This window comes from Luteimonas marina, assembly GCF_007859325.1.
Lineage (GTDB): Bacteria > Pseudomonadota > Gammaproteobacteria > Xanthomonadales > Xanthomonadaceae > Luteimonas > Luteimonas marina.
The window spans coordinates 318,707-339,533 of sequence record NZ_VOHK01000004.1 but is presented as its reverse complement, the minus strand read 5'-3'; the positions used below and the strand labels follow the sequence as shown (position 1 = coordinate 339,533).

17 protein-coding genes are annotated in these 20,827 nt (G+C 69.1%); 1 reads left to right on the top strand and 16 read right to left on the bottom strand.

Translation table 11 applies throughout. The features are described 5' to 3' along the window. Position 1: 1 nt before the first annotated feature. From fabZ to FQY83_RS10720, 13 genes are all read right to left on the bottom strand, one after another. Positions 2-457, bottom strand: coding sequence for a 3-hydroxyacyl-ACP dehydratase FabZ (fabZ, locus tag FQY83_RS10780; RefSeq protein ID WP_146387854.1), 456 nt, complete (start codon positions 455-457; stop codon positions 2-4). Continuing rightward, a complete protein-coding gene (gene lpxD / locus FQY83_RS10775) occupies positions 454-1,497 on the bottom strand; it encodes a UDP-3-O-(3-hydroxymyristoyl)glucosamine N-acyltransferase (RefSeq protein WP_146387851.1) in 1,044 nt (347 codons plus the stop codon). Before lpxD ends, fabZ begins: the two co-directional genes overlap by 4 nt. Positions 1,498-1,513: 16 nt before the next feature. Beyond that, positions 1,514-3,964: an outer membrane protein assembly factor BamA gene (bamA, locus tag FQY83_RS10770; protein ID WP_425478645.1), complete on the bottom strand. Its 2,451-nt coding sequence runs from the start codon at positions 3,962-3,964 to the stop codon at positions 1,514-1,516. Between the two features lie 161 nt (positions 3,965-4,125). Then, entirely contained in the window at positions 4,126-5,487 is a 1,362-nt protein-coding gene (gene rseP, locus FQY83_RS10765) for an RIP metalloprotease RseP (RefSeq protein ID WP_146387847.1), read from the bottom strand. A 9-nt stretch (positions 5,488-5,496) separates the two neighbouring features. Continuing rightward, the gene (locus FQY83_RS10760) at positions 5,497-6,684 is read right to left on the bottom strand and encodes a 1-deoxy-D-xylulose-5-phosphate reductoisomerase (protein WP_192906697.1); all 1,188 of its coding nucleotides are present in this window, start codon (positions 6,682-6,684) and stop codon (positions 5,497-5,499) included. After that, entirely contained in the window at positions 6,669-7,559 is an 891-nt protein-coding gene (locus FQY83_RS10755; protein ID WP_272952457.1) for a phosphatidate cytidylyltransferase, read from the bottom strand. The genes FQY83_RS10760 and FQY83_RS10755 overlap by 16 nt, the downstream gene beginning before the upstream one ends. Beyond that, positions 7,556-8,296, bottom strand: a complete 741-nt coding sequence (gene uppS, locus FQY83_RS10750) for a polyprenyl diphosphate synthase (RefSeq protein WP_146387843.1) — start codon at positions 8,294-8,296, stop codon at positions 7,556-7,558. Before uppS ends, FQY83_RS10755 begins: the two co-directional genes overlap by 4 nt. A gap of 140 nt (positions 8,297-8,436) precedes the next feature. Beyond that, entirely contained in the window at positions 8,437-8,994 is a 558-nt protein-coding gene (gene frr, locus FQY83_RS10745; RefSeq protein ID WP_146387841.1) for a ribosome recycling factor, read from the bottom strand. Positions 8,995-9,152: 158 nt separating this feature from the next. Further along, positions 9,153-9,875: a UMP kinase gene (gene pyrH / locus FQY83_RS10740; RefSeq protein WP_146387839.1), complete on the bottom strand. Its 723-nt coding sequence runs from the start codon at positions 9,873-9,875 to the stop codon at positions 9,153-9,155. A gap of 112 nt (positions 9,876-9,987) precedes the next feature. After that, a complete protein-coding gene (locus FQY83_RS10735) occupies positions 9,988-13,821 on the bottom strand; it encodes a DUF7948 domain-containing protein (protein WP_146387837.1) in 3,834 nt (1,277 codons plus the stop codon). Between the two features lies 1 nt (position 13,822). Then, positions 13,823-14,695, bottom strand: a complete 873-nt coding sequence (gene tsf, locus FQY83_RS10730; protein WP_146387835.1) for a translation elongation factor Ts — start codon at positions 14,693-14,695, stop codon at positions 13,823-13,825. 153 nt (positions 14,696-14,848) lie between these two features. Beyond that, positions 14,849-15,685 (bottom strand): 30S ribosomal protein S2, encoded by an 837-nt coding sequence (gene rpsB / locus FQY83_RS10725; protein ID WP_146387833.1) that lies wholly within the window; start codon positions 15,683-15,685, stop codon positions 14,849-14,851. A gap of 281 nt (positions 15,686-15,966) precedes the next feature. Beyond that, entirely contained in the window at positions 15,967-16,869 is a 903-nt protein-coding gene (locus tag FQY83_RS10720; protein ID WP_158636483.1) for a Csu type fimbrial protein, read from the bottom strand. On the opposite strand from FQY83_RS10720, the gene FQY83_RS17690 reads away from it, so the two are divergent. Then, positions 16,751-17,014, top strand: coding sequence for a hypothetical protein (locus FQY83_RS17690; RefSeq protein WP_192906701.1), 264 nt, complete (start codon positions 16,751-16,753; stop codon positions 17,012-17,014). The genes FQY83_RS10720 and FQY83_RS17690 overlap by 119 nt on opposite strands. On the opposite strand, the gene FQY83_RS10715 is transcribed toward FQY83_RS17690, so the two are convergent. From FQY83_RS10715 to FQY83_RS10705, 3 genes are read right to left on the bottom strand one after another with little or no spacing between them, the layout of a single operon-like run. Then, complete coding sequence (locus FQY83_RS10715) at positions 16,983-19,430, bottom strand: fimbria/pilus outer membrane usher protein (RefSeq protein ID WP_146387829.1); 2,448 nt, start codon at positions 19,428-19,430, stop codon at positions 16,983-16,985. The genes FQY83_RS17690 and FQY83_RS10715 overlap by 32 nt on opposite strands. Then, positions 19,384-20,178 carry a fimbrial biogenesis chaperone gene (locus FQY83_RS10710; RefSeq protein WP_146387827.1) on the bottom strand — a complete coding sequence of 265 codons (795 nt, stop codon included), beginning with the start codon at positions 20,176-20,178 and terminating at the stop codon, positions 19,384-19,386. The genes FQY83_RS10715 and FQY83_RS10710 overlap by 47 nt, the downstream gene beginning before the upstream one ends. A 35-nt stretch (positions 20,179-20,213) precedes the next feature. Continuing rightward, positions 20,214-20,708 (bottom strand): Csu type fimbrial protein, encoded by a 495-nt coding sequence (locus FQY83_RS10705; protein ID WP_146387825.1) that lies wholly within the window; start codon positions 20,706-20,708, stop codon positions 20,214-20,216. Positions 20,709-20,827 lie beyond the last annotated feature (119 nt).

The following is a 20,827-nucleotide window of genomic DNA, read 5'->3' as shown; positions in this document are numbered from 1 at the left end:
GTCAGGCGCGCACCTCGGCGCAGAGGATCTCCGCGCAGGCGACCTGCTGGCCGTCCACGTGCGCGACCCCGGCGTACAGGGTCATGTTGCGGATCTCGCGCTTGAGCTCGACCTCGAGGTCGAGCCGGTCGCCCGGCACCACCATGCGCGAGAACTTCGCGTTGTCGACCTTGACCAGGTACGACAGGCGGCCCTCGAGCCCGCCGCCGTGGGTCAGCTGGCTCAGCACGCCGCCGGCCTGCGCCAGCGCCTCGATCACCAGCACCCCGGGCATCACCGGCTGCGCCGGGAAGTGGCCCTGGAAGAAGTGCTCGTTGCCGCTCACGTTCTTGTAGCAGAGCACGCGCTTGCCCGGCTCGGCCTCGACCACGCGGTCGATCAGCAGGAACGGGAAGCGGTGCGGCAACAGCTCGTGGATGCCGTTGATGTCGATCGGTAGCGAAACCGGCTGGTTCATTCTTCTCCCTTCGAAGGCGTTCCCACCCGCCTTGCCAGTGCGTCGAGCTGCTTGAAGCGGACCGCGTTCCTGCGCCAGCTCCGGCTGTCCATCAGCGGCGTCCCGGAAGAATACTCCCCGGGTTCCCGGATCGAGTGGGTCACGAGGGTCATCGCGGTGACGACCACCCGGTCGCAGATCTCCAGGTGCCCGGCGATGCCCGCCGCGCCGCCGATCATGCAGTATCGCCCGATGGTGGTGCTGCCGGCCACGGCCACGCAGCCGGCCATGGCGGTATGCGCGCCGATGCGCACGTTGTGGGCCACCTGGATCTGGTTGTCGAGGCGGACGTCGTGCTCGAGGACGGTGTCCTCCAGGGCGCCGCGGTCGATGGTGGTGTTGGCGCCGATCTCGCAGTCGTCGCCGACGCGCACGCCGCCGAGCTGGGGCACCTTGATCCAGTGCGGTTCGCCGCCGCCGCTGCGGTCGAGCGCGATGCCGAAGCCGTCGGCGCCCAGCACCGCGCCCGGGTGCACCAGCACGCGCTGGCCGAGCGTCACCCGCCTGACCAGGGTGACCCGCGCCACCAGGGTGCTGCCGGCGCCGATCTCGCAGTCCTCGCCGATCGCGCAGCCCGGTCCGATGCTGGCGCCCGCGGCGATCCGGCTGCGCGCGCCGATGCTGGCGTGCGGGCCGATGGCCGCGCCCTGTTCGACGCGGGCGTCGGGATGCACGACCGCGGTGGGATGGATGCCGGCCTCCGGCGCCTCGACCGGCTCGAACAGCGCCGCGATCCGCGCATAGGCGACGTAGGGATCGCTGGCGACCAGCGCGTCGCCGTCGTGGCCATCGGCGTCGGCGGCGCGCATCACCACCAGCCCGGCGCGCGAAGCGGCCAGCTGGCCGCGGTACTTCGGGTTGGCCAGGAACGACAGCTGGGTCGGGCCGGCGCCGGCGAGGGTGCCGACGCCGTCGATCAGGCGCGTCGCGTCGCCGCGCAGCGCAAGGCCGAAACGTTCGGCGAGTTCCCCCGCGGAGACCTGGAAGCCACTGCGCGGCATCGGCCCGGGCGCGGCGTCAGAACGCGCCGCCGAAGGTGAACTGCAGGCGCTCGAGCTCGTCGCCCTGGCGGATCAGCGCGCCATTCGAGTCGTGCAGCGCGTCCTGGCTGCGGAGCGGATAGGCGTAGCTGATCGAGATCGGCCCCACCGGCGCGCGCCACATCAGCGCGATGCCCGCGGAAGCGCGCAGTTCGCTGCTTTCGAACGCGTCGACGTTGCGGAAGACGTTGCCGAAGTCGACGAACGCGGACACGCGCGCGGCCGGCGACTTGATCAGCTGCGGGAAGAACATCTCCAGCGAGCCGACGGTCTTGAGCGAGCCGCCGATCGGCTGCAGGTAGCTGCTGTTGTAGGCCGATTCGCGCGGGCCCAGCGTGTTGTCGCGGAAGCCGCGGACCGAGCGCGCGCCGCCGGCGTAGAAGTTCTCGAAGAACGGCAGGCCGGTCGCGACCAGGGTCTTGTCGTAGACGGTGCCGTCGGCGCAGCCGTCGCTGCCGGGGACGTCGGCGGGGTCGGGCGCGGCGCTGCCGGGCGGCGGCAGCGGCTGGCCGCCGAGCGAGCGGCAGAACATGCGGTAGGTGTCGTCGCCGTAGCTGTCGCCGTAGCCGATCTCGAAGCGGGTGTTGAGGATCAGCGCGCGGTTGATCGGCCAGTACTTGGAGAACTCGTAGTTGAGCTTGTAGTACTCGACGGTCGAGCCGGGCAGGGTGGTTTCCAGCGACACGCGCTGCAGGGTGCCGCGCGTGGGCTGCAGGTAGTCGTTGCGCGAATCGCGCGCCCACGCGAACTCCGAGCGCCAGGCGTGGAAGGTGCGCGAGCCGATCGCGTCGATGTAGTCGACGATCGATTCCGGCGACGAGCCGCGCCAGGCGAAGATCTGGTTGCGGTCGATGCCGAACATCGCCGAGACCGTGTCCGACTCGGTGATCGGCAGGCCGAGGATCACCTGCATCGCGGCATTGGTGGAGGAGTACTGCGCGGTGTTGAACTCGGAGTTGTCGAACTCGCGCCACCACAGGTTGTAGCCGAGCGACATGCCCTCGTCGGTGAAGTAGGGGTTCATGAACGAGAACGAATAGCGCTGCAGGTAGACGTTGCGCTGCGCCTCGACCGACACGCGGTTGCCGCTGCCCAGGAAGTTGTTCTGCGACAGCTGGACCGACGTGGTCAGGCCGGCCAGCTGCGAATAGCCCAGGCCGAACACGAAGCTGCCCGAGGTGGTCTCGGTCACGCTGAAGACGACGTCGACCTCGTCGTTGCTGCCCGGCACCGGCTGGGTCTCGACGTTGACGCTGCCCGACTCGAAGTAGCCCAGCCGCTGTAGGCGCACCTTGGAGCGGTCGACCGCGGCCTGCGAGTACCACGCGCCCTCGAACTGGCGCATCTCGCGGCGCATCACCTCATCGGAGGTGCGGGTATTGCCCCTGAACACGATCCGGCGCACGTTCACGCGCGGGCCGGGCACGACCTGCAGTTTGATGCCGACGGTGCGGTCCTCGCGGTTCACCTCCGGGATCGGGTTGACCTGGGCGAAGGCGTAGCCGATGTTGCCGAGCGTCGCGGTGATCGCGTCCGAGGTCACCTCGAGCAGCGCGCGCGAGAACACCTGGCCTTCCCGCACCAGCACCAGCCGCTCGACGTCCTCCTTCGGTAGCACCGTGTCGCCGGTGACCTCGACCGACGAGATCTTGTAGACCTCGCCCTCGGTCATGCCGGCGGACAGGTACATGTCGCGCTTGTCGGGGCTGATCGAGACCTGGGTGGAGTCGATGCTGAAGTCGACGTAGCCGCGGTCGAGGTAGTAGTTGTGCAGCTTCTCCAGGTCGCCCGAGAGCTTCTCCTTCGAGTACTGGTCGTCGCGGCGGTACCAGCTGAGCCAGTTGCTCTCGCCCGATTCCCAGCTGTCGATCAGGTCTTCCTGCTCGAAGGTCTCGTTGCCGATCAGGTTGATGTGGCGGATCTTGGCCGCCTTGCCTTCCTTGACGTCGATGGTGACGTCGACGCGGTTGCGGTCGAGCGGCGAGACGGTGGGATTGATCTGGACGTTGTACTTGCCGCGGTTGTTGTACTGGCGGGTCAGTTCCTGGGTGACGCGGTCTAGCGCGAGGCGGTCGAAGGTCTCGCCCTCGGACAGGCCGATGTCGGCCAGGCCCTTGGTCAGGTCCTCGGTCTTGATGTCCTTGTTGCCGGTCAGGGTCAGCTTGTTGATCGCCGGACGCTCGCGGACCGTGACCACGAGGATGTCGCCCTGGCGGCCGACCTGGATGTCCTCGAAGAAGCCGGTGCGGTACAGCGCGCGCACCGCCTCGCCGATGCGGGTCTGGTTGATGGTGTCGCCGCGCTCGATCGGCAGGTAGGTGAACACCGTGCCGGCGCCGATGCGCTGCAGGCCGTCGACGCGGATGTCGCTGACGGTGAAGCTGCCCGCGCCCGGGACGATCTGCGGCGCGGCGGCGGGTTGCGGCACCGCGAACGCGGCCTGCGGATCGACCTGCTGCGCCCAGGCGGGTGCGATGGCGGTCGCGAGGGCGAGTGCGAGCAGGCGGCGGGCAGGGGTACGCGTCATCGATCGATCCGGATTGGGGAAGAGCTCCACTGCTGGCGCAGTGGCGGTCGGAGGGCAGGGCATCAGCGCACCAGCTGCAGGATGTCGTTGTAGAACGCCAGGCCCATCAAGCTAGCCAACAGCACCAGGCCCACATACTGCCCGGCGGCCATCGCACGTTCGCTTAACGGACTGCCTTTGACCAACTCGATAAGGTAATACAACAGGTGTCCCCCGTCCAAGAGCGGGATCGGCAGCAGGTTGAGGATGGCGATGCTCAGCGACAGCAGGGCGAGGATGGTCAGGTACCAGGCCACGCCCTGGCTGGCGTAGGCATTGGTGGCGCGGGCGATGGTCAGCGGGCCGGCGACGGTGTTCTCCAGCGCCAGCCGGCCGGCGAAGGCGCGCTGGATCATGCCCACGAGCTGGCCGGTGAGGTGGCCGACCTCGCGGGCCGCGGCCGGGACCGCCGCGACCGGGCCGTAGCGCTGCAGGGCGTCCTTGGGCGGCAGTTCGAGGCTGCGCGGGGCCTCGATGCCCAGCACCCAGCGCGGCTGGCCCTGCGCGTCGGTGATCGCGCGCGGCTGCAGCGGGAAGGCGAGCCGGTCGCCGTCGCGGGTGACCTCGACCATGGCGTCGCCGCCGCGCTCGCCCAGCGCCTGCACCAGCGGGCCGATGTCCTCGAAGCGCTCGACCCGGCGGCCGTCGATCGCGGTGATCCGGTCGCCCTCGGCCAGCGTGCCCCAGGCCGCGCCGTCGGGCACGACCCGCCCGACGTCCGCGGGAATCGTGAAATGGCGGGGCACCAGGCCGATGCTGCGGATGACCTGGCGCTGGTCGAAGTCCTCCGGCAGGGCCGACAGGCGCAGGTCCAGCCGGCGCTCATGGCCCTGCGCGTCGAGCACCCGCAGGGGCACGTCGGCGCGGTCGAGTGCGGCCGGCAGCAGCGCCATCTGCAGCTCCATCCAGGTCGGCGTCGCGCGCTCGCCGACCGCCAGCACCTCGTCGCCCGCGCGCAGGCCGGAGTCGGCGGCGATGCCGGTGGTCGACCCCAGCGCCGGGGCGTAGTCCGGGCGGCCGATCACGAACATCGCCCACAGCAGCGCGAAGCACAGCAGCAGGTTCGCACCCGGGCCGGCGGCGACGATGGCGATGCGCTTCCACACGTTCTGGCGGTTGAAGGCCTGCGCCAGCTCGGCGGCGGGCACGTCGGCCTCGCGCTCGTCGAGCATCTTCACGTAGCCGCCGAGCGGGATCGCGGCGATGCGGTACTCGGTCCCGTCCCGGGCCAAGCGCTTCCACAGCGCGCCGCCGAAACCGATCGAAAAGCGCAGCACCCGCACCCCGCAGCGGCGCGCGACCCAGAAGTGGCCGAACTCGTGGATGGTGACGAGGATGCCGAGGCTGACGATCAGCCACCAGGCGGAGCCGAGGAACTCAGTCATGGCAGCGGCTCACTGGAGGGCACCCGTGGTGATGGCGTGTTCTGCATGGCGCCGTGCGCGGGCGTCGGCTTCGCCGAGCGCCGCCAGCGACTGCGCCGGTTCGACCTGGAGCGCCGCGAGGGTGTCTTCCACCAGCGCGGCGATGGACAGGAAACCGATCCGGCCCTGAAGAAAGGCTGAAACCGCGGTTTCGTTGGCCGCGTTCAGCATCGCCGGCGCGGTGCCGCCGGCGCGCAGGGCCTCGCGGGCCAGGCGCAGGCAGGGGAAGGTGTCGAGGTCCGGCGGCTCGAAATCGAGCCGGCCGTGGGCGGCGAGGTCCAGCGCGCCGACCCCCGAGGGGATCCGCTGCGGCCAGCCCAGCCCCACCGCCAGCGAGGTGCGCATGTCCGGCAGGCCGAGCTGGGCCAGGGTGGAGCCGTCGACGAACTCGACCAGCGAGTGCACCAGGCTCTGCGGGTGCACCAGCACGTCCAGGCGCGCGTCCGCCAGGCCGAACAGGTGGTGGGCCTCGATCAGCTCCAGGCCCTTGTTCATCAGCGTCGCCGAATCGACCGAGATCTTCGGCCCCATCGACCATTTCGGGTGGGCGACGGCTTCGGCCGGGGTCACGTCCGCCAGCTGCGCGCGACTGCGGCCGCGGAAGGGGCCGCCGGAGGCGGTCAGGGTGATGCGGCGCACGTCGGCGCCGGCCTCGCGCCCGTGCAGGCACTGGAAGATCGCGTTGTGCTCGCTGTCGATCGGCACGATCGTGGCGCCGGCTTCGCGCGCGGCGCGGATCAGCAGTTCGCCGGCCAGCACCAGCGATTCCTTGTTCGCCAGCAGCAGCCGCTTGCCGGCGCGCGCGGCCGCCAGGGTGGAATCGAGCCCGGCCGCGCCGACGATGGCCGCGACCACGGTGTCGCAGGCCTCGCCCGCGACCAGCGCGCACAGTGCTTCGGCCCCGGCATGCGCCTGGGTGGCGAGCCCGGCGCTGCGCAGGCCCGACTGCAGGCGCGGCAGGCAGGCCATGTCGCCGATCACCGCGTGGTCGGGCTGGTGCGTCGCGCACAGCGCCAGCAGCGCCTCGACGTTGCCGCCCGCGGCGAGCACGCCGGCGCGCAGCGCGTCGGGGTGGCGGGCGATGACGTCGAGCGCCGAGGTCCCGATCGAGCCGGTGGCGCCGAGGACTGCGATGCTGCGCATCAGAACCCCAGCCAGATCTTCGCGACCGCGAACACGGGCAGGGCGGCGAGCACGCTGTCGAGCCGGTCGAGCACGCCGCCGTGGCCCGGGATCAGCGTGCCCGAGTCCTTGGCGCCGACGTGGCGCTTGAGCAGGCTCTCGAACAGGTCGCCGACCACCGAGGCCAGCACCGTCGCCAGCGCCGCCAGCGCCACCAGCGGCAGCTGCGCGACGGTCGCGCCGGCCAGCGGCGCCATCGCCAGCGCCACCGCCACGCCCAGCGCGATGCCGCCCAGCAGGCCCTCGATGGTCTTGTTGGGGCTGATCCGCGGCGCCATCTTCCGGCCGCCGAACCACTTGCCGCCGAAGTGGCGGCCGGCGAAGTAGGCGCCGGTGTCGGTGGCCCAGACGATCATCAGCGCGACCAGCAGCCAGACGTGGCCCTGCGCGACCAGCGGCCAGGCGGTGGGCGCCGGGTCGCCGGCGTGGAGCACCGCCAGCGCGCACCAGGCCGGCACCACCGCGAGCGTGCCCGCGGCGAGCTTGAACACGCGCGCGTGGGTGTCGTGGTCGGAGGCGAAGCCGTAGCGGCGCAGCCACAGCACCGCCAGCAGCCACCAGATCACGCCGATCATGGCGACCAGCTTGAACAGCACCAGCGAGCCGCCGCTGTCGGTGGGCGAGGCCCAGACCAGCGCCGCCATCAGCAGCAGGTTGGCCAGCAGCAGCAGGGTGCGCTGCAGGGTGTCGTCGATCTCCGAGAGCCGGAACCACTCCCACAGCGCGGCCAGGAACACGATCGCCGCCAGCGCAACCAGCCAGGGCGTCGGCAGCAGCAGCACGCCGGCGATCGCCGCCGGCGCCATCAGCAGCGCCGTGAGCACGCGGGTGCGGGTCGGGGATTTGCTCAAGGCGGTGGGCTCCCGATGGCGGTGGAGGGCGCGCGGACCTGTTCGCCGGTCAGGCCGAAGCGCCGTTCGCGCGCGCCGAAGGCGCGGATCGCCTCGTGCAGCGTCGCCGCGTCGAGCTCGGGCCACAGGGTTTCGGTGAACCAGAGTTCGGTATAGGCCAGCTGCCACAGCAGGAAATTGCTGATCCGGTAGTCGCCGCCGGTGCGGATGAACAGGTCCGGCGCCGGCAGCTCGGCCAGCGCGACGCGCGCGCCGACCGCGGCCTCGTCGATCTGCTCCGGGCGCAGGCGGCCTGCGGCGACGTCCTCGGCCAGCGCGCGGGCGGCCGCCGCGATGTCCTGGCGGCCGCCGTAGCTGGCCGCGATCGACAGCGCCAGCCGCGTGTTGCCGGCGGTCAGCGCCTCGGCCGCCTGCATGCGCGCGCGGATGTCGGCCGGGAAGCGCCCGCGCTCGCCGATGAAGCGCACGCGCACGCCGCGGCGGTGCAGTTCCTCCACCTCGCGGTCGAGCGCGGCCAGGAACAGCTTCATCAACGCGCCGACCTCGTCCTCGGGCCGGCCCCAGTTCTCGCTGGAGAAGGCGAACAGCGTCAGCGCCTCGATGCCCTGTTCGAGGCAGAAGTCGATGCAGACGTTCACCGCGCGCGCGCCGGCGCGATGGCCGATCGCGCGCGGGCGGCGGCGGCGGGCGGCCCAGCGGCCGTTGCCGTCCATGATGATCGCGACATGCCTGGGCATGTCGCGGTGATCGGTGATGGGTGATTGGTGATTCGAGAGAGCGGGGTCCCGCGAATCCGGAGTCTCAGTCAACGGGGTGGCCTCGGTCGGGCTTTGGCTTCTGACCAATCACGAATTCACGAATCACCAATCACGGCCCCTCAGACCGCCATCAGTTCCTGTTCCTTGCCCTTGACCACGTCGTCGACGTCCTTGATCGCCTTGTCGGTGATCTTCTGGATCTCGTCCTCGCTGCGGCGCACGTCGTCCTCGGTGATCGACTTGTCCTTCAGCAGCTCCTTGACCTGCTGGTTGGCGTCGCGGCGGATGTTGCGGATCGCGACCTTGGCGTCCTCGCCCTCGGCGTGCACGACCTTGGTCAGGTCGCGGCGGCGCTCCTCGGTCAGCGCGGGCAGGTTGAGGCGGATCGTGGTGCCGGCGGTGTTCGGGGTCAGGCCGAGGTCGGAGGCGAGGATCGCCTTCTCCACCGCGCCCACCATGGCCTTGTCCCAGGGCTGGATGACCAGCGAGCGGGCGTCGGACACCGACACCGCGGCCACCTGCGACAGCGGCACGTCGCTGCCGTAGGCGCTGACCTTGATGGAGTCGACCAGGCCGGTCGAGGCGCGGCCGGTGCGCACCTTCACCAGGCTGTGGCGCAGAGACTCGATGCTCTTGGCCATGCGGGTCTGGGCGTCTTTCTTGATCTCGTTGAGCATCGCCGGCTCCGGGGTCCTTTGGGCTTAGCCGTGGGATTATAGGCGGAGCGGCGAGGGGTCAGAGTCGACTTTCCCGGCGGATGCACGCGATCGGGAAGGCGTATCCGGGGGGGGGGAGCCGACTCTGAGCCCGGTTTCCCCCCAAACGCGGACGTGGTTCAGCCTCGCCCGCGCACCAGCGTCCCGATCGGCTCGCCCTTGAGGATGCGCAGCAGCACGCCCGGCTGGCCCATGTCGAAGATGCGCAGCGGCAGGTCGCTGTCGCGGCACAGCGCGAACGCGGCGGTGTCCATCACCTGCAGGTCGCGCGAAATGACCTCGTCGTAGCTCAGGCTGTCGAAGCGCACCGCATCGGCGTGCTTCTTCGGGTCCTTGTCGTACACCCCGTCGACCTTGGTCGCCTTGAGCAGCAGGTCGGCGCCGATCTCGATCGCACGCAGCGCCGCGCCCGAATCGGTGGTGAAGAAGGGATTGCCGGTGCCGGCGGCGAAGATCGCGATCCGGCCCTTCTCCAGGTGGCGGATCGCGCGCCGGCGGATGTAGTCCTCGCAGACGTCGTTGATCTTGATCGCGCTCATCACCCGCACCTTGCCGCCGAGCTTCTCCAGCGCGTCCTGCATCGCCAGCGCGTTGATCACCGTGGCCAGCATGCCCATCTGGTCGCCGGTCACCCGGTCCATGCCGCCGGCCGCGAGTCCCGCGCCGCGGAAGATGTTGCCGCCGCCGATCACCACGCCGACCTCGGCGCCGGCCTGCTGTGCCTCGATCACCTCGCGCGCCAGCCGGCCCAGCACCTTCGGGTCGATGCCGTAGTCCTCCTCGCCCATCAGCGCCTCGCCGGACAGTTTCAGCAGGACGCGGCGATAGGCGAGTGGCGACATGGGGGGCTCCGGGCGGGCAAACGCGGAGATTCTAGCCGAAGCGTGAGATGAATTGGCCCGCTGCCGCAGAGCCGGTCAACGACGGCGCAGGCTGCGGTTTGCCCGACCAGTGTCATGGCTGGAAGCGCACGACCTGCCAGCCCGATGCGGGATTCACCGTCGCGACGGCCTGCGGAAGGGCATGGTTGGCGGCGCGCCAGACGACGTTCTGTCCCGACGCAGTGTTTCGCCAGAGGATGTCGGAGCGGCCGTCGCCGTCGTAGTCGCCAATAGCCGCGATGGTCCACTGGCTGCTGCTGACCGTCGCAACGGCCTGTTGCGTGGCGTAGCTGCCGGACAGCCAGATGCTGCTGACCCGCGTGGCGGCGTTGTGCCAGAGGATGTCGGATCGGCCGTCGCCGTTGAAGTCGCCGATGCCGGCGACGGTCCACTGGAGGTTGGTGACGCCGGTGATGGCCTGCTGGGTGGCGTGGATGCCGGAGAGCCAGATCGCGTTCGCGCCGGTGGCGGTATTGCGCCAGAGGACATCCGATTCGCCGTCGCCGTTGAAGTCGCCGATGCCGGCGACGGCCCATTGCAGGTTGGTGACGGCGGCGATGGGGCGTGAAAAGGCATAGGTGCCGGACAGCCAGATGGCGTTCGCGCCGGTGGCGGTATTGCGCCAGAGGATGTCGGAGTGGCCGTCGCGGTTGAAGTCGCCGGTGCCGGCGACGGTCCATTGGAGGTTGGTGACGCCGGTCACCGCCTGTTGGGTGGCGGAATTGGCGGAAAGCCAGATGGCGTTCGCGCCGGTGGCGGTATTGCGCCAGAGGACATCGGAGGTACCGTCGCCGTTGAAGTCGCCTGCACCGGCGGGCATCCACGCGGAGTTGGTGACGGTAGTGACTGATTGTTGCGTGGCTATGTTGGCGGATCGCCAGAGCGAATTGACGCGCGTGTTTGCGTTGCGCCAGAACAGGTCCGAGCGGCCGTCGCCGTTGAAGTCATGGTAAGCGTGATGCTTGTCCTTGGCGGCCATCCGGAACGCCTTGTCCTCGTGGATGAAGTAATCGTTGTTGTAGCCGGTAGGGAAGAAGAATCTTCCATCCGGATAGGGATCCACCAAGCTTGTCCAGACGCCGATGCCGTGCGCGTTACCTGGTCCGGGCATGGACGATTCAGGCACTGTGATTTCCATCGTGTATTTCTGGCCGACGGTCAGCGCAACCGCTGAGAAATCGGCTTCAACGAAACCGAGATCGCCATCGATCGATCTTGGTCCTGCTGTGAGTACCGCGGGTGTCCTGAGAGTTCTGGTCGCAAGCGGCTGGGTCTGCGTGCTTTCGCCACTGTAGAGCCTGTAGATGATCTCCGAGCCGCTGTTCGGCAAGTCCGCGCCGGTGTCCTTGAGGCGGAATCCGAATGTCATGCGGGCATTCGTTGCGACGAAAGATTGCGCAAGCGAACGCCAGACATTGCCTTGCGAAGGATCGTTCTGGGCAATGCTCCTAGACGAGAAATTGCAGGCGTCGGTCACGATTTCGCCCGTCGCCAGTGACCGGGAAGAAAGCTTGAGAAGGAACGCGTCCATGGAGTCAACGGCGGCGATCTCCTGCTGCAGTGGCGCATGCGTTGGAAAGTCGGGTGAGCGGGTCTGGCCGACAGCCACGACGTTCCCCAGGCGATCCAGCGTCATTCCCGTGACGGAGTCAGAGGCACTTCCTCCGATGTAAGTGCTGTACTGCAGGGACATCAGGTCGGGGGAAAACTGCACGACGAACCCATCTGCGTTTCCTGCCCGCGTGGGTTGGGCAGCATCGGCGCTGATCGGGAAATCGCTGGAAGAGGTGTTGCCTACGATATGGATGCGGCACTCGCCATCGATGCCAATGCCGAACGACTGGTCGGTGCCAGATCCCCCGAGGTAGGTGGAGTACGAGATCGATTGGCCGAAGGGCGGGAGTATTGCCAGATAGGCATCGGTACCCCCACCGGCATAGTTGGCCTGCAAGCCGCCGACGATTGGGAAGTCAATCGAATTGGTCGATCCCGTGACGTAGACGGCGCCCCCTGAATCGATCATGAGGTGACTTGCAGTCTTGAAGTTTCCGGTGGCGCCGCCGAGATAGGTGCTGAATACGAGGCTGTCTCCGTTCGGCGACAGCTTCGCCACGAGTGCATCCAATGAGCCGCGCAGGGCTGGCTGGACAGCGTTGTGTACGGGCATGTCCGCTGAATAGGTGGTGCCCGCGATGTGCGCGCTGCCCGCAGCGTCGACAGCTAGCCTTCCTGTAACTTCATTGGCGCTCCCGCCGAAGAAGGTGCTGTAAACGACCTCGCTGCCGGTTGGGTCGATCTTGATGACGTATAGATCTTGCTGCCCGCCCATGGTTGTCTGGAACGCGCCGGCGGTGACCGGAAAGTCCGCGGAAGTCGTCATGCCGGAGACGTAGACTGCCCCCTGTAGATCAGTGTGGATGTCTATTCCGCGCTCCGCGCCGCTGCCTCCGAGATAGGTGCTGTAGTGGATCACGTCCAGCCCTGGTCCGAACTTGACCACGAACGCGTCGTTTGCCCCCCCTCCATTCGCGGCCTGTATGGCCGAAACGACGGGGAAGTCCGTTGATGCAGTTGATCCGGAGACCAGGATGTTCCCGGTCTTGTCCAGTGCAATGTCATCTGCGTGCGCCCCTGCATCACCGCCAAAGTATGTGGCCCTTCTCAGCCTGCTTCCGTCGGCGCTTACAATTGCAATAAAGGCTTGATAAGCCCCGCCCGTGACTGGGGTTGGCGTGCCAGGGTACGGGACGGCACCCGGAAAGTCAGGAGATGTTGTGCCGCCGGCAATGTAGACATCGCCTTCGTGGTTTATTGTGATTCCGTCGTTAACAGTATCCCAGCCGCTTCCGCCCAGGAAGGTGCTGTACTCGACGACGGGATCGATCACGAGGGGTAGCGTTGGATCGAAACTTCCGATTCCCAGCCCGATACGGTTACTCGAAAGGATCTTGTAGCCACCCTCGACCAGGGAGCGGCCGTGTTCCATGGCTTGGTAGATCACGGGCTTGTATTGCTTGAGGAGGCCTCGCCCGGTGTCGATCAGCAAGTTGCCTTCCGCATCGAGGGCCATCTCTCCATGTGCATCCATCTGCACTACGATCTGCGCGGGATCGATGCCCGGCGCGACGATGAAATCGTATTCGAGCTGCTGCGGATTGCCGTAGTACTCCAGGTCGATGCCGGGGTAGACCCCGCTGTAGCGAACCTTGCCATAGTGGGCGACGTTGCGGATCCATTTGGAGGGATCGTTGCCGAAGAAGTAGTTGCTCTTGCCTTCCTGCCGGTCGGCGCCTTCGATGGCCGGATTGGGGTTGGCCCCGACGAGCGACATGCGCACGATGCCGAGCCGGGCATCGGATTCGCGGGAGGTGGATTGCTGCTCCAGCACCGAGGATGCCGCCGGGTCCGGATCGGGTTCGCCACGCGGCGGGCTCAGGGCGAAGACGGCTTCCGTCGGGGTCAGGAAGAGCGTGTACCCGGGGCCGCGCGACAGGAACTTCACCTCCTCCGCGGATTGTCCCCGGTTGGCCTCGAAGGTCAGCGGCAGCTGGCCGTACTGGTGCTGCAGCCGGGTGACATCGGCTTGCGCCGGAGGAGGAACCTGTGAAACGGCATCTTCCGGAACCGGCTCGCTTCCGGACAGCAGCCAAAGCGACATTCCCGCGATCAGTACAACGGCCGCAAGCAGCCATGACTTCGCACGCGCGTCCATGTTCGATTCCCCGTTCGATGTGATGATCCGCAGCCCCTTGAGGCTACTTAGCACATCGTGATGATGATCACAATCTCGGGGGTCGACGGCCGGCCTGCCGGGTGCGAAGGCGTTCCAGGAAGCGATCTGGATCGGGCCACAAAAAAGCCGCGGATATCCGCGGCTTTTTTGGTTGTTCTTGAAGCAATGGATCAAGTCATGCCAAGCCGGCCTGCTTCATCACTTCGGCGGCGTAGTCTTCGACCACCTTCTCGATGCCTTCGCCGACGGCCAGGCGCTGGAAGCCGACGACTTCGGCGCCGGCGGCCTTGAGCACGGCCTCGACGGTCTTGTCGGTGTCGAGCACGTAGGGCTGGCCGTAGAGGCTGACCTCGTTGACGATCTTGGCGATCTTGCCGCCGATGATCTTCTCCAGGATCTCGGCCGGCTTGGACTTGTCCTTCTCGCTCATCTTCGCCAGTTCGATTTCCTTTTCCTTGGCGATGAAGTCGGCCGGGACGTCGGACTGCTTGTTGTGCGGCGGGTTCATCGCGGCGACGTGCATCGCCAGGCCGCGGGCGAGGTCGGCGTCGCCGCCCTTGAGCTCGACCAGCACGCCGATCTTGCCGCCATGCACGTAGGCGGCGACGTGGTTGCCGCTGTCGATGCGCGCCAGGCGGCGCACCTGCACGTTCTCGCCGACCTTGGCGATCACGGCGGCGCGGGCTTCCTCGACGGTCTCGCCGGAAGCCAGCCTGGCGCCCTTCAGCGCCTCGACGTCGTCCGCGCCCAGCGCGGCCTGCGCCACGGCTTCGGTGAAGGCGACGAAGTTGCCGTCCTTGGCGACGAAGTCGGTCTCGGAATTGATCTCGACCAGAACGGCCTTGCCGTCGGCCTGCGCCGCGGCGATGCGGCCCTCGGCGGCGACGCGGCTGGCCTTCTTGTCGGCCTTGGCCAGGCCGGACTTGCGCAGCGCCTCGGCGGCGGTGTCAATGTCGCCGTTGCTTTCGGTGAGCGCCTTCTTGCACTCCATCATGCCGGCGCCGGTGCGCTCGCGCAGTTCCTTGACCAGGGAAGCGGTGATTTCCATCGGGGTACCTCGGATTTGAAATGCAGGATGTAGGAGCGCCTTCAGGCGCGACCGGCGCTGCAGCGATGCCGTGCCGGGCACGGTCGCGCCTGAAGGCGCTCCTACAATGAGGAATGCCGCCGCGCAGGGTGCCGCGGCGGCGTTGCGGCGCGATTACTCGGCCGCGGGGGCGTCGGCCGCCGGTGCCTCGTCGGCCTTGGCGGCGGCTTCGGCATCGGCCTTGGCGGCCTTCTTCGCCGGTGCGCGGCGCGCGGGCTTGGCGTCGGCCTCGCCGAACTCCTCCTCGCGCACGGTCGCGGCGTTCGGCGCGGCGGCCTTGCCTTCCAGCACGGCGTCGGCGGCGGCGCGCGCGTACAGCTGCACGGCGCGGATCGCGTCGTCGTTGCCCGGGATCGGATAGTCGACCAGCGCCGGGTCGTAGTTGGTGTCGACCACCGCGATCACCGGGATGCCGAGCTTCTTGGCTTCCTTGACCGCGATGTCCTCGTGGCCGATGTCGATCACGAACAGCGCGTCGGGCAGGCGGTTGAGGTCCTTCAGGCCGCCCAGCGAGGCTTCGAGCTTGTCGCGCTCGCGGCGCAGGCCCAGCACTTCGTGCTTGACCAGCTTGTCGAAGGTGCCGTCGGTCTCGGCCGCTTCCAGTTCCTTCAGCCGCGAGACGGACTGCTTGACGGTGCGGAAGTTGGTCAGGGTGCCGCCCAGCCAGCGCTGGGTCATGTACGGCTGGCCGCAGCGCTCGGCCTCTTCCTTCACCGACTCGCGCGCGCTGCGCTTGGTGCCGACGAACAGGACGATGCCGCGCTTCTGGGCGATGCCCGAGATGAAGTTCATCGCGTCGTTGAACAGCGGAACCGTCTTCTCGAGGTTGATGATGTGGATCTTGCCGCGGGCGCCGAAGATGTACGGGGCCATCTTCGGGTTCCAGTAGCGGGTCTGGTGGCCGAAATGCACGCCGGCCTCCAGCATCTGGCGCATGGTGATCTGGGGCATTGTTGTAACTCCTGACAGGGAACCGGCCGCCACGGCAATGGATGGGCGGTGCGGCCCGCGGGGCGGGGCGCGTGGTTCCGGGGTTGGGCCTCCCCGCTGCCTCCGTGGCCAGATCCTTCGGTCCGGGCGGACTTCGGGACACCCCGGCACGGGTGATTGCAGCGGGTGTGTATTCGCCTGCGTCGATGGGATCGCTACGCCCGGCGTGGGCGGCCTGCAGGCATGAGGGTCCAGCAGAGCCGCGGAAGTATAGCGGTTTCAGGCAGTTGCGCGCAAACGGGTCAGAACGTCAGGGTCACCGTGACCGTGTCGGCATAGCTGCCGGCCGCGGAAACGGCCTGCGCTGGCACCCGGCCGTAGACCGTGGCCGTCTGCGAGGTGCCGCTGCCGGTGCCGTCGCTGCTGTCGGTGCCGGGGGTGTTGCCCCAGCGCTGGCTGCGGGCGCCGTCGCGGTAGAGCTCGTAGTGGATGTAGCGGCCGCTGCCGTCGGTCATGCGGCGGGTGCTGCCGCTGGCGTGGGCGCCGTTGTCCAGGCCGAGCTTCCAGGCGGTCCCGGTGGGGCAGCGCAGGGTGATCGTGGAGACCTGGTCGCGGGCGCTGGCGAGGCTGGTGACGCTGCCGAAATCGAGGTCGGTGGCGGTGCTGATGGCGCAGGTGTCGACGTAGTTGGCGTTGATGCCGCTGGAGGACGTGGTGAAGGTGCCGCCGCCCGAGCCGCCGGTCGTGCAACTGGTGGGATAGCCCGAGGTGCCATAACGGTAGTACACCGTGCCTTCCTGGTTTTCTTCCTGATAGTGGCCGGCCGCCAAAGTCTGGCCGGACGGCACGCGGCCGTATACCGTGAGCGGGGTAGTGACCTGGGTGTTGCTGCCGGACGCCACCGCGTCCAGCGTGTAGGTGGGGTATCCGCCGCCGACCGGCCCCAGCAGTTGCGTGCGGGCGGCGTCGGAATACAGGTAGTAGTCCATGCGCGTGGACGTCGGGTGGTGGATCATCCTGCGGGGGCTGATGCTGCCGCTGGACTGGTTTCCGGCACCGAGATAGAAGCACATGCGGAAATAGGTGGTGAATGCACCGCTTTGGCAGGTCGCCAACGGGCCTGACGAGCTGGCGGTCACGCCCGCGCCCGTCACGGTCCCGAAGGACAGTGAAAGCGATCCGGGCGACCAGCAACTCTGGGCCATGGCCTTCCCCGGCCAGAAGACACCCATCAACGTCAGCAGCAGCACAGTCAGGCAGATGGCGCGCTTGCGCTCGCCGCCGAACGAAGCACCGCCCACGGCGGCATGGCGCAAGCTCATCGGCATGTCTGCGTTCCCGGATCGGTGAAGCCGCCCGCGCCGGGCGCGGCGTCGGGCAATACGAGCGAGCATTGCAGCGCGCCGTTGCGGAAGTCCAGCCGTGCGCCGTCGGGCACGTCATGCAGGAAGACCTCGCCGTCCTGGCCGACGACGCTGGCGATGCCGCCCTCGTGCCATTGCACGGCGGTGCCGGCCGGCAGCGGCTTTCCGGCGGCGTCGCGCACGCTGAACTGCAGCATGCGCACGCGACGCATGCCGAAGACCGCCTTTACCCCGACGCGGCCGGCCGGCACGGCTTCGACCTCGGTGGCTTCGATGCGCAGGTCCGGCGGTAGGTCCAGCGGGTCGATCGACAACTTGTTGCGCTCCCACGCGCGCAGTGGGGTCACCAGCAGCTGGCCGTCCTCGCCGGTGCTGCCGATCAGCCGGTTCTCCAGCCGCACCGGCACGCCGGCGACGCCGTCGGTCGAGACCAGGGCGAAGGCGTTGTCGACGTTGCGCAGCGCGTGGGCGTGGCCGCCGGTCCAGAGCACACTGCCGCGGGCGCTGCCCCAGGCCAGCAGGTCGTTGCCGGAACCGCCGCGACCGCTGGCGCCCAGGGTCCACTGCCCGGCGCGGCCGAGGCGGCTGACCTGGGCCATGCCCTGCGGGTTCTCGCCCGCGGTGGCCTGCGCGCGCCAGCCCCAGCCACCTTCGTCGACCGGAAGCGATTGCGAGGCCTCCAGCGTCAGATCGTGGCCGTCGCGGTCGTGGCGGACGCTGGCCGACACCATCCGCCTCCGGTCCAGCGGCATCGACCAGTACAGGTAGGCGCTGTCCCGGTCGTGCTCGTCCAGGTTGCGGCTGAGGCTGAGGTTGAGCGTGCCGCCGCGCGGCAGCTGGCGCGACCAGCTGAGCGTGGCGTAGCGTCCGGGCGCGTCCTCGGGCAGGTCCTGGCGGACGTAGCTGAGGCCGAACTGCCCCGCCGGCAGGCTGGTGCCCAGGTAGGCCTGGTCGACGCGGCGCGCCAGCGCCGAGCCTTCCAGGCTGGCCACGTCGCGGTAGTCGCGGCTGCCGCGCGTGGTGCCGAGGTAGGCGTTGAAGCGCGGCGAACTCCACTGGTACGCCAACAGGTGCTGGTGGCCGCTGCCCGCGTCGCCACGGCTGCCCGACAGCGCCGCGCTGACCACGCCGCCGCGCGCGCCGAGCAGCCAGCTGGCGCCGACGCCGGCCAGCGTCACACCATCGCCGGCCTCGCCGTGGCCTTCGACGGTGACGGCGCTGCCCAGGCCGTGGCGCACGGTGGCGCTGGCCATGGGGGCCGAGGCGTACTCGAACGAACGCAGGCCATAGTCGCGGCGCACCGCGCCCAGCTCCAGCGACCATTCCGACAGGCCGTCGGCCAGCAGGCGCGGCGTGCCGTACAGGTCGAAGCCGATCACCCGGCTCTGGCCGTTGATGTCGGTGACCACCAGCTGCGCCTGGCCGACGCCGTTGAGCGAGGGCACGCTTTCGATCTGGAACACGCCCGGCGGCACCGGCTGGCTGGCCTGCCGGATGCCGTTGATGTACAGGTCGACGGTGGATGGCAGCGCCGCCTCGCCGACCAGGGTGGCCAGCGGCGAGGTGATGCGGTAGGGCTGCAGGCTGAAGTCGGTGCCCAGGCGCACGCCGCCGATGCGGGTGGCGCGGGTCCAGCCCAGGGCCGTGGTGGTGCTGTCGCCGATCACCAGCGACAGCATCCGGTCCGGCCAGTCCAGGCGCCAGTTCGAATCCAGCCGCACGTTGTCGCTGTGGTCGCCGGACGGCGCGCGGACGGCGCGGCTGACCATCGCCGTGCTCCACACGCCGGGGCCGATGCCGAACAGCCGCAGTTCGGTCGCCGCGCTCAGGCTGTCGCTGTCGCCCTGGTGTTGCCCGTACAGGTCGTAGTTCAGCAGCAGGCCGCTGGCGCGCATCGCGGGATCGATCGCCGGGGCACCGTCCTGCGCGGCGCCGATGCGGGTCACGGGCCGGTCCAGGGCCTGCAGCGGCACGATCAGCGACAGCCGCTGCAGCGCGGCGTCGTAACCGACGACGATGCCGGGGATGTCGTCCAGCGCCACCGGACCGGTGGCCTGCGCCTGTCCCGGCCAAGTCAGCCCGAGCTGCCGCAGCGTGCCGGCGTCGGCGAAGAAGCGGTCGCCGCGGCGCAGGAAACGCGCGATGCGGCCGGTCGGCGACTGGTTCAGCACCACGTCCAGGAACAGTTCCTCGCCCTGGCCGGGCGCAGGCTCGGACGGCACGGCCGCGCCTTCCGCCTGCGGCACCAGGATCGCCACGTCGCGATCGGCTGCCGCGTGCGCCGGAGCCGCCGCCGGCGCGCCGAGGCCGGCCGCCGCGCACAGCAGGGCGGCCAGGCGCAGCGGCGTGCTTGCTTCAGCGGTCGGACGGTGCGGGCGGGAGTGCCTGTTCCTGGCCGTCATGGTTGAACACCGCGCGCAGGCTGCCGCCGGGTCGCGCCGCGGAGGGCAGGACCAGCGGCCACTGCATGCGCTGGCCGGCCAGGACGTAGCCGACCAGGCCGTCGTTGAGGACGATCCGGCTGCCGTCGGGATTGACGTAGGCCAGCTGCATGATGCGCAGGCGCTGGTCGCCGCCGTTGGCGACGGACAGGGTGCCGTCGCCGTCGCCCAGCGTCGCCGAGACCTGCGACAGGTCGGCCAGCGGCGCCGGGCCCGCGCGCTCGATGACCGGCGTGGCGCCGGCCTTGAGCACGAAGGCGGGAATGGAGTAGCGCAGCAGCAGGGTCAGGCCGCTGCCCGCCGGGCCGTCGGTCCTGGGGAGTTCGTCCACCAGGACCCGGTAGGCCTGCTCGCGGCCGGTCGCGGCCGGCTGCAGCCGCAGCAGCCGCAGCAGCCGGACCAGTTGCTTCTGGCCCGGCGCGATCTCCACGATGGCCGGGCTGGCCACCAGGTCGCGGGTCGGCGCCAGTTGCTCGGCGCCGTCGGCCTGGGTCCACTGTTGGACCCGGACCTGGGCGTGCAGCGGCGCATCGCCGGTATTGGTGAGCCACAGCGCCTGCGCCTGCTGGTCGGGCTGGAATTCGACCAGGATCGGCGCCACCTGCAGGCTGGCCGCCTGCACGGCGCTGCCGGCCAGCAGCAGGCAGGCGCCCAGCAGCCACGCCTGCAGGCGTGGCGACCGGCGCAACGGTGCGGGGAACGCGCGCATGGTCTTCAGGATAGCCGAGCGCGCCCGCGCCACGATCAGTAGGTGATCGTCGCGGTGACGGTGTCGACGTAGTCGTTGCGTGCGACGTTGGTCGCGGCGGCGGTGACCGCGGCGTAGACGGGATGGTCCACGTCGCCGCCGGTACCGGTGCCGCTCACGTCCGAAGCCGCGTCGTTGCCCCAGACGCTGGTGCGTGCGCCGTCGCTGTACAGGCCGTACGGCACGTACACGCTGCCGTTCGCCATGCGCCGGCTGGTCGTGGTGATCGTCGAACCGTCGGGATTCGCGCCACCGTTCAGGGTGATGTCGTAGGGCGTACCCGCCGAGCAGTTGACGGTCAGGGTGCCGGACGCGGTGGCGGCCGTGCCGCGGGTGACTTCGTCGAAGTCGATGTCGGTGGCCGAGATGGTGCAGGACTCGACGATGCGGATCCGGACCTCGAAGGTGTCGGTGCGGGTGTCGGCGTGGGCGCTGCCGATCGTGCCGGCGGCCACCGCGATCGCGAGAAGGGTGGATTTGATGGTGTTCATTCCGGTGGTCTCCGGCGCTGGCGCGCCTCTGGGTTGCGGGACCGGCGCAAGTGCCGGACCGGGACAAATAAGCAATTCCCGTGCCAACTCGGAAAATGGCTTGTCCAAGCGGGTTCCGG